Origin of the sequence: Dialister sp. (assembly GCF_036343215.1) — a bacterium.
In the GTDB taxonomy this organism is placed as follows: Bacteria; Bacillota; Negativicutes; order Veillonellales; family Dialisteraceae; genus Dialister.
This window is the reverse complement of the sequence record NZ_JAZASU010000187.1, coordinates 1-1,731: the sequence shown is the minus strand read 5'-3', so window position 1 is coordinate 1,731 and position 1,731 is coordinate 1. Positions and strand designations below refer to the sequence as shown.

Here is a 1,731-nt window from a genome sequence, read left to right as displayed (position 1 = left end):
TTCACCTTCAAAGCATGGAAACCGGGTACCACCACCCTCACCCTTTCCTATGAACAGCCCTGGAAGGGCGGAGAAAAAGGAGAGGCTTATGACCTCACCATCACAGCCGGCGAAGACAGGACCATTACCGGCGTATCCCTCTCCACCCATCAGGAAAAAGATCCCGACGTATCAGACCGGGTGATCATCGTATCCCTGGCACAGGGTACTTCCACGAAAACCCTGAAAGCACTGGCGGAGAAATATGACATGGACCTCATCTATGATATGAAGAACCTCTCCATGGCATCCTTCAAACTGAAGACCCCTCTTGCACCGGAAGATATGCCGGCTTTCCTGAAGAACCTGGAAAAAGAAGAAGTCATCCTCGGCGCCTGGCCGGACCGGAAAATGTACCTGCAGGATGGAACGTTTTAAAGAAACAGGGTAGTGGTTAGTTTTTAGTGGTTAGTGGTTAATTGTTAGTTTTGAAAAACCCGCTTTAAATGGAAAGCGGGCTTTTTCATTGGACGTTCTGTTTTAGTCCGGAATCCCGGGTAATCCAATGAATTATTTGGAACAAACATTTAGACGTGTCGATTTAAACTATCATTTATTAAGAAAATATTTCCGGATTTTATAAATATGCAGTCCTGAATAAAATAAACTTATGACCTATAATTACCAATTTTGCAACGTTGAACCGGCTTTTCCGGAAATCCGGCTGGAACGGAGAGGGGGCATAAATCTCATATGACCCGATAAAATCGGCATGAACTGCATTCATGAAATCATTTATAGTTCGATATCGATTGATTTTATGGCTATGCTGTAAAGTCATATTGTTATAATTCCATTAAGTTTATAGGTTGACTTACCCCCCATTTTATATAATATTTATATGTATATTTAGATATTTTTCACTTTATTTTTGGGTACATCCATTTATTTGTACAGGCTGGTTTCCCACTTCATTTCGGGATGAGAGGAAAAGGAAAGTAAAAAAAGGAACAGCCGGGGAGGGGTACACATGAACAAAATCTACAAGATCGTCTGGAGCGAAATCCGTCACACCTACGTAGCCGTTTCGGAAATCGCCAAAGGGCATGGCAGAAAATCAGAAAAACGGAGCAGACTCACCGCTCTCACCCTGGCAGCCGTCATGACACTGACAGGACTGGGAGGACTGACTGCATCTGCTGCAATTGCCATAGGCGATGGTGCTGCCCTAGGCGATGGTGCTGTAACTGGCAGTATAGATGGTGCTATAGCCATTGGTAATGGCGCAACAATTAAACATTCAAATGGTGAGATGGCACACAGCGGCAGTGGAGATATCGCAATCGGCTCCGGTTCAATGATTGATAACTACGTAAATCAGGGCGGAAGCATTGCTATCGGTAAAAATGCAAACGTAGAGAATATGGCTGGCAGCCAGGAACGGATCTTTGCCTTTGGGCAGACTGAGTGGAAGCAGAGCCATTTTGGAAGCTTTTATTGGGGGGCTGCTTACCCGGAAGACCCATCTAAAGCGGTATCCAGCATCGCCATCGGTGACAATACCTATGCCCGTACCGGCAGCGTCATGATCGGCCCTCATAACTATAACGGAGACCTTGGGGATAAAAAGGTAAATATGGCGGAAAAGCATAAACTGGGTGTTGACGTCTTCGCTACGACAATCGGCGCCAACAGCTATACCAATGGTGCTTTTGCTACGAACACAGGGGCTTATAATATGGTATCCGGAAG

2 protein-coding genes are annotated in these 1,731 nt (G+C 45.3%); both read left to right on the top strand.

Translation table 11 applies throughout. From position 1 onward, the window contains the following. On the top strand, nucleotides 1-417 hold a 417-nt coding region (locus VZT47_RS10250; RefSeq protein WP_330224861.1), incomplete at its 5' end, for a protease inhibitor I42 family protein. 592 nt (nucleotides 418-1,009) lie between these two features. Beyond that, a partial coding sequence (locus VZT47_RS10245; RefSeq protein ID WP_330224860.1) for an ESPR domain-containing protein occupies nucleotides 1,010-1,731 on the top strand: 722 nt, incomplete at its 3' end.